The sequence below is a fragment of the Mucilaginibacter sp. P4_G9 genome (assembly GCF_056400985.1).
The window spans coordinates 1-6841 of the sequence record NZ_JBFUKF010000270.1; the positions used below are offsets into that span (position 1 = coordinate 1).

General features: G+C 40.3%; 6 protein-coding genes. 1 reads left to right on the forward strand and 5 read right to left on the reverse strand.

The features are described from left to right. The 5 genes from AC1DPZ_RS19180 to AC1DPZ_RS19200 all read right to left on the reverse strand — a co-directional run. A partial coding sequence (locus AC1DPZ_RS19180) for a carboxypeptidase-like regulatory domain-containing protein (RefSeq protein ID WP_477406370.1) occupies positions 1-586 on the reverse strand: 586 nt, incomplete at its 3' end. A gap of 329 nt (positions 587-915) precedes the next feature. Next, a complete protein-coding gene (locus AC1DPZ_RS19185) occupies positions 916-1851 on the reverse strand; it encodes a LysR substrate-binding domain-containing protein (protein ID WP_477406372.1) in 936 nt (311 codons plus the stop codon). 187 nt (positions 1852-2038) lie between these two features. Next, entirely contained in the window at positions 2039-3874 is a 1836-nt protein-coding gene (glmS, locus tag AC1DPZ_RS19190) for a glutamine--fructose-6-phosphate transaminase (isomerizing) (RefSeq protein ID WP_477406374.1), read from the reverse strand. Positions 3875-4064: 190 nt separating this feature from the next. After that, positions 4065-5414 (reverse strand): DUF4270 family protein, encoded by a 1350-nt coding sequence (locus AC1DPZ_RS19195; protein WP_477406376.1) that lies wholly within the window; start codon positions 5412-5414, stop codon positions 4065-4067. 66 nt (positions 5415-5480) lie between these two features. Continuing rightward, positions 5481-6305 (reverse strand): glycogen/starch synthase, encoded by an 825-nt coding sequence (locus tag AC1DPZ_RS19200; RefSeq protein ID WP_477406378.1) that lies wholly within the window; start codon positions 6303-6305, stop codon positions 5481-5483. Positions 6306-6459: 154 nt separating this feature from the next. On the opposite strand from AC1DPZ_RS19200, the gene AC1DPZ_RS19205 reads away from it, so the two are divergent. Continuing rightward, positions 6460-6841 (forward strand): pantoate--beta-alanine ligase (locus AC1DPZ_RS19205; RefSeq protein ID WP_477406380.1); only part of this gene is annotated, 382 nt, incomplete at its 3' end.

The window sequence follows — 6841 nt, forward strand, 5'->3', positions numbered from 1 at the left end:
AATAGGCGCCGCCATCGCCGCCCCGCCCGGTTGCTTCCCACATTTTTTGGATCCCCGATGCATTCCTGATAGCATCATCAACAGAAAAAATCTGTTGCTCCTGCAATAACCCGCTGCTGATGGTATTGTAAACTGAGGCATTCTCCAGGTTATTTAATGGCATTTTGGCCACATCAACACTTTTAATGCGTTTAAACTTATTGGTTTTGTTGGCGTTGATATTAATTTCCTGCAGGTTGTTTGTAGCACCAGAAACTGTGAACGGCGGTACAATAAGCGTTTGTCCGGCAGTTACATCAACGGCGGTTTCCTGGCTTTTACTGCCAACCTGCGAAATAACCAGGGTATATTTTCCTTGTGGCGACCTGAAGCTGAAATCTCCATTTTCGTTAGTGATAGCACCATATTTTGTTCCCTTCAGCATTACCGAAACGTTTTCGGCGGGTTGATTGGTGTTGGTGATCACATGTCCTTTAATGGTTGCGCGGATTTGCTGAGCCAGCGCCGGGTTGGTATTACAGAGTAATATGATTGATAAACAAAGAAGAAAGAATTGTTTGTGAATAGATAGTTGGGGGTGCTCCATATTTTATTTAGACTAATTATAAATAATGTCCAAAAATACACGAATACTACAACCCATCCAAATTTATTTAGAAAGATTATAAATAAGATGCTAAAAAAGTATCAGGTAGTTAGTATCAAGTAGCAAGACTTAGAAATATAGGATGGCATATAAACGAACCTTGGGCAGTAGTTATATAAAAGCGGAATGCACAAAAGCAAAAAGGTAATGATTGGGTTATCAATAATATCGGATCGATACTTAATATAACAGTATTATTGGGCAATGGATTTTTAGAGAAAGAACTACATTGTCCAATACCATTGTACATCTGCATATTTGCGGATCTATTATATATCCATCAATTCTTTCTTCTTTTTACTTTTCATTCGTTTGGGTACAAATTCAAGTATTTCGTTTTTAAGGGCTTCTATCATGCGGCGTTTTAAAAAATTACGCTGTATTACTATGCTCACTTCGCGGGCTGGTTCGGGCGATTTAAAATAACGAACCTTATCCAATTGCTTATCGGTAAGTTCGGCCAGGGCAAGTTCGGGTAATATGGTGGCTCCATTATTTTGGTCAACCATACGTTTAAGAGTTTCAACGCTGCCCGTATTGTATTCAAAATGCTGGAATCCTTTGGTAGCCTTACGGCGCTGACAGATGTTTAAAACCTGCTCGCGCATGCAATGGCCTTCGTTCAGGATCCAGATTTCTTCCATATCAATATCATCTGGTGTGATGCTTTTCTTTTTCGAGAGTTTGCTGTGTTTGGATACATAGGCCACAAAGTTTTCGTAAAAAACGGGGATCTCTGTTAAATTGTTTTCGTGCAGCGGGGTAGATAATATGCCGCAATCAATCATCCCCAGCTTTAGTTGCTGAACTATCTCTTCGGTGGTTTGCTCCCACACAATAAGTTTTACCTGCGGATATTTTTCTATAAAACCGTGAATTATCTTTGGTAGTATATATGGTGATACCGTAGGGATGATACCAACCCTTAATTCTCCCGATAGCTCCTTCTGCCTGTCGGTGATGATCTCTTTGATCTTCTCACTTTCGGATAGCATGATGCGTGCCTGCGTAATTATTTCGATGCCTATTTCAGTTGGGGTTACGGGTTGCTTACTGCGGTCAAATAGCTTAACGCCGAGTGTGTCTTCCAGTTTTTGTACCTGCATGCTTAGGGTTGGCTGGGTAACAAAACATTTCTCGGCGGCTAATACAAAACTCCTGTAAGTATCAACTGCTACAATATATTCAAGCTGCGTAATTGTCATATAGATAAATTCTATACAAACATAGCAATTATTGGTTTTCTCTATTAACTTATTATTGCAAAAGTTTGAAACAAGAAAACAAACCGATATGGATTTTCCGTATAAGGTTTGCTCAAGGTGGTGAATGAGATTTGAAACGCCCGTGAAGCTGACTCAAATCTCATATCTAACATCTCCTATCTAATCCCTACTCCACGGTAACAGATTTTGCCAGATTCCTTGGCTGATCAACATTACAGCCGCGCATTACAGCAATGTGATAAGCCAATAACTGTAGTGGAATTGTTGCTATCAGGGGCACAAAAGCTTCGTTGGTTTGCGGAATCTCAATCACATAATCGGCCATGGCTTTAACCTCCGTATCACCTTCGGTAACAATAGCAATTACATGACCCTTACGGGCTTTTACCTCCTGTATGTTACTAATTACTTTTTCGTATGATGAACTCTGTGTAGCAATCACAACAACTGGCATATCATCATCAATTAAAGCGATAGGGCCGTGCTTCATTTCTGCAGCCGGGTAACCTTCGGCGTGTATGTAGGAGATCTCCTTAAGCTTCAAAGCGCCCTCCAACGCAACCGGGAACGAGCTTCCTCTGCCCAGGAACAGGCAATTGGTTGAATCCTTAAACTTGGCCGCAATTTTAATAACATGGTCATTGCATTTTAAAGCTTGCTCAACCAGTTGTGGTATTTCATTAAGTTCGGTTAAATATTCAACCAGTTTGCTTTGGGTTATTGTTCCACGTTGCTGGGCTATGTAAAAAGCTATCAGCGTTAAAACACTTACCTGCGCAGTAAATGCTTTGGTTGATGCTACGCCTATCTCGGGCCCGGCATGAGTATAAACCCCTGCATGCGTAATGCGTGGTATAGATGCACCAACCACATTGCAAATGCCAAAAATAGTAGCCCCCTTTTCTTTGGCCAATTCAATGGCAGCCATGGTATCGGCGGTTTCGCCGGATTGTGATATGGCTATAACCAGGTCCTTCTCGGTGATGATGGGGTTACGGTATCTAAACTCCGATGCGTATTCAACCTCCACCGGCACACGGGCGTACTCTTCTATCAGGTACTCTCCCACCAAACCGGCATGCCATGAGGTACCACAGGCAATAATAATAATCCTGTCTACATTTTTTAGCTTCTCGGTATATTCCTTTATCCCGCCCAATTGTACCTTGCCCTGTTGCGGATAAATACGCCCGCGTAAACAATCGCGGATAGACCGTGGCTGTTCGTAAATCTCTTTTAGCATAAAATGCTCGTAGCCGCCTTTTTCCAGCATTTCCAGCTTCAGGTCGAGTTCCTGGATATATGGGGTTTGTACCGAGTTATCGATATTTTTTATCAGCAGGTTGTCACGGTTAATGTAAGCAATCTCATTATCATTTAAATAGATCACATTTTTGGTGTACTCCACAATAGGCGTTGCATCAGATGCTATAAAATATTCACCTTTACCAACACCAATTACCATAGGGCTTCCCTTTCGGGCTGCTATCAGCTGATCCGGCTCATCGGCGCTCATGATCACAATGGCATAAGCCCCAATAACCTTGTTCAGGGCGACCCTCACAGCCTCGCGCAGGTCAAGGCCCGTTTGCTCTATAATATCTTCTATCAGGTGAATTAAAACCTCGGTATCGGTATCGCTTTTAAAAACATGGCCTTTTGCTGTAAGTGTTTCTTTAATGATGCCATAGTTTTCGATAATACCATTGTGGATAATGGTGAGCTTACGGTTGCCCGATGAGTGCGGGTGAGAGTTACGATCACTTGGAGCGCCATGTGTGGCCCAGCGGGTATGGCCCATGCCTGCAGTTCCTTTAAGATCAATATCCTTAACAAATTTCTCAAGGTCGTCAACCTTGCCTGCCTTTTTGTAAACTTTAAGTTCTTTATCGAACAATGCGATGCCCGCACTATCGTATCCCCGGTATTCTAAACGATGAAGCCCTTTTATAATGATGGGATATGCATCCCTATAGCCTATATAACCAACAATTCCGCACATGGTGAATTTTATAAAATGTAAATGGAGCAAAAATAATCAGCTATATAACATACTTCATAGCTAATTATTTTAATTATTTACGATTAGTGCAAGGTTTTTACTTACTTAAAAATTAATTTTAAGAAGTGCTGTTAGGTTAAACAAAAAAATCCCCTAAGCGGGGATTCTTTTTATTTACCTTAAGGATTTTTTACTTAGGAATCTTAGTATAAATGATATTTAACTTAATGCGGTAAGGCGAACTTTTATCGTTACCAATTAGTATAGCACGCGCTGCCGTTTGCACACTTGGAGCAATACCTGCTGCACCAGTTGTTGAATTAACTTCTGTAGTATCTACAGGCGCTATATAAGTTCCATAATCTACAGTTTTTTTACGTATCAGGTCCTGAACATAACCGGTAATCAAAAACCGGTAAGCTTTTACAGGCTCTTTGGTTGTTCTGCCATAATAACCTCCAAATAAACCGGCCTGGTAACGGGCATCTCCTGCTGATGCATCCTGTATCAGTATGCGCTGCTTAGCAATATCCAGTTGATACATGGTTAACTTAGGAAAAGGCGCGTACGGTATTCCTGAGCCCTGTACCGGTGTTATTACCAGTTCTGCACGGTTTAATACAATAGAATCGGGATTAAGCTTACTTAGTCCCGGGAATGAAACTTTACTGCGTAAGCCACCCAAACCTTGCAAATAGAACGTAGCTTGCGTAGTTGTTGCCTTTTTAGCATTATTTATTGTTGCATTATAGGTGTGTATTATTTCGGCGGCATGTATCGGGAACGTTAAAGATACGCTTGCCGTATCCGTTGTAGTATCTTTTACAGCCTTATAAAAAACGTCTAAATGTGATGAAGCAGTAGCCAATTTTAGCTGTAATGTACCACCTGCATTTGATGCCTGGGCTCTTTCAATAGTAAGGTATAAGCCTTTCACCGCATTTTGAAAAGCCGCATCTGATGATAATTGAGTGCCACTTGCATTAAACAGGTTATCGTAAATAAACTTTTTGCTGAATGCAACACGCAGTTGAGGAGCTACCCTTTGTACTGTATCAATAGTATCCTGGCGTACCCTGGTAATTGTTAAACTATCATGCGTGTTAGCCGTAAATGTTTTGGTTGCTAAAACAGTTGCCTCATTTTCCCAATGCTTATTGCTATAATAAGTTTGGTTAAGAGGTTTCTCTTTTAGCTGGTACACGTTAATTTTATAACGTGTAGCTACAGAATCGCCATAAAAACCATCGGCATAACCCAGCACCAATACAGCCGAATCAATGGTAAGTGTACCTGCAGGTACGGTATAGGGCGAGGATGGTAAAACCATACCAAGGGCAATATTCGATTTAACTGTACCAAAAGCAGGGTCAACAAACTCGCCGAGCGGTGTTTTTGTAAGGGCAGATGTAATTACAGCTGATGAGTCTTCACCAACAGTATTAATAATCACATTGGTATCAACCAGTAAGGTTCCGCTTATCTGATTTGATGTATCAACCCCTAAACCAATACCATCCTGGCGCTTACAGCTATTCAAAATAAAAAGACTTATTAACAGGGTCAATAAGTCTAATCGGAAAAATTTCATATATAATATTAAGTATTATGCAACATGCACCAATTCGTCGTTGGTAATTTCGTCGTAAAAATTGTAATAATTTTCGAAATCTGCGGTAGAATCAAATTCTAAAACCGATTTATTGCTGTTTTTAACATTATTTAACACATCTGCATCAATATTCTCGCTGCCCAAAACAATACCATCGGAGTATTGAATTGCACCTGCATAAAGTGCAGAATTTGTACCTTCCTTATAAGCATCTACGTGCTCTTCGGTCATGTTGCTCATGATTGCTTTTTGTGCAAAGTCAGCAGCCATTTTTTCCTTGAAGTCATTTTCGTAGATCGAATAAATGATCTTTGAATTTTTAAAAGTTGGATCGTCTTTGTAAGTAGTTTTTAAATAAGCGGGAACCAAAGCGCTTAACCACCCATGGCAATGGATGATGTCAGGGGCCCAGCCTAATTTTTTTACAGTTTCCAGTGCACCTTTGCAAAAGAAAATCATTCGTTCATCATTGTCGGCGTAAAATTTACCGTCCTTATCACCAAACACATGTTTACGCTGAAAATATTCTTCATTGTCTAAAAAATATACCTGCATACGTGCTGCCGGGATAGATGCTACTTTAATTATCAGCGGGTTATCATTATCGTTGATAATAATATTCATACCAGATAAACGGATAACTTCATGAAGTCTGTTCCTGCGTTCATTAATATTGCCAAAACGGGGCATAAGGATACGAATCTCGTAACCCTTCTCCTGCATTGCCTGCGGAAGTTGTCTTGTTATTTCAGCAATTTTTGTGAGTTCAAGGAAAGGAGACATTTCATGAGTTATAAACAATAGCTTAGATTTACCCATCACTTAATCAGTATTAAAAATATGTAAAGAAGTCAAAAATTTGAGTTTGCAAATGTAATCATTATTATATAAACTGCCAACGAATTATGCAAGTAACTTTTGGTATTTTTTGCAAAAAAACACACCTTTGCCAAATTTTGTAATCTAAATTGCATTGAAGATATTTACCACCAGGCAAGAGTTAACGCAATACATTACCCATAAAGCAGGCGAAACCATTGGTTTTGTTCCCACTATGGGCGCGCTTCACAAAGGCCATATATCATTAGTTAAACAAGCACAACAAATTAGCACCAAGGTTGTTTGCAGCATTTTTGTTAACCCTACGCAATTTAATGACCCCAAAGATCTTGAAAAGTATCCCCGCCCAATAGCTGCAGATATTGCCATGCTGGAGCAGGCTGGCTGCGATATTTTGTTTAATCCGGCTGTAAGCGAGATTTATGATGATAATGAGAAATGGCATTTAGATATTGGCGACATGGAACATTTGCTGGAGGGCAAATTCAGACCCGGGCATTACCAGGGGGTTATGC